General features: G+C 78.5%; 1 protein-coding gene. It reads left to right on the top strand.

The genetic code is table 11. From position 1 onward, the window contains the following. Window positions 1-904, top strand: a 904-nt coding sequence (locus tag DY240_RS22525; RefSeq protein ID WP_119662062.1) for a DUF58 domain-containing protein, incomplete at its 5' end; no start/stop codon positions are given. Window positions 905-930: the final 26 nt, after the last annotated feature.

Here is a 930-nt window from a genome sequence, read left to right as displayed (position 1 = left end):
CGCCGCCGACGGCCTGCTGGTCGCCGGCCCGGTCGCGGGCGCGCCGTACACCGCACAGGTGCTGCCCGCGGTGACGGCCGCGCTGCCGCCCGGACCGCTGCCGCCGCGACCGGCGGGCATGGTCGGCGCGCACCGAACACGCCGTCCCGGCGACGGCACGGAGCTGCACGACGTGTCGCCATTCCAACCCGGCGACCGGCTGCGGCGCATCGACTGGCGGGTGACGGCGCGCCAGGCCGGCCCGCGCGAGACCCTCTACACCCGGCACACGCTGGTCGACGCCGACGCGGACGTCGTCTGCTGCCTGGACAACCGCTACGACCTGCCGGCCGACGTCGCGGCCTGGCTGGAGCTCGGCGATCACGAGACGCGGCCGGGCCGCACCAGCATCGACGTCGCCGTCGACACCGTCGCCTCGCTCGCCGCCGCCTACATCGAGCACGGCGACCGTGTCGGCGTTCTCGACCTCGCCCGCCCGCTCGACCCCGTGCACCTGGGCAGCGGCCGCCGGCACCTGCTGCGGCTGCGCACGCACCTCGCCCGGCACACCCGGCGGCCAGGCTCCGGCGACGCGCAGCCGGCGCCTCGGCACGCCCCGCGGCTGCCACCTGGCGCGATCGTCGTCGTCACCTCGGTCTTCCTGGACGACGCGCCGGGGGCACTCGCGGTCACGTGGCGGCGCCGCGGCCACCCGGTGCTCGCGGTGGACGTGCTGCCGGCGCCGCTGGTCCTCGATGCCGCCGACGTCGCCACCACGCTCGCCGCCCGGCTCGTGCTGGCCGAGCGTCAGGAGCGGATGCGCACGCTCGAGGCGGCCGGCGTGCCCGTCAGCGCGGCCGACCCGGCGGCGCTCGCGCTCAGCCTGGCCAGGCTGCGGTTGCTCGCCCGCGGGGTGCGACGGTGAGCGCGGCGGCCGTCCCGCGGGACGGG

This window comes from Jiangella rhizosphaerae (genome assembly GCF_003579925.1).
GTDB lineage: Bacteria > Actinomycetota > Actinomycetes > Jiangellales > Jiangellaceae > Jiangella > Jiangella rhizosphaerae.
The sequence above is the reverse complement of the archived record's forward strand: the minus strand, read 5'-3'. Positions and strand labels throughout refer to the sequence as shown.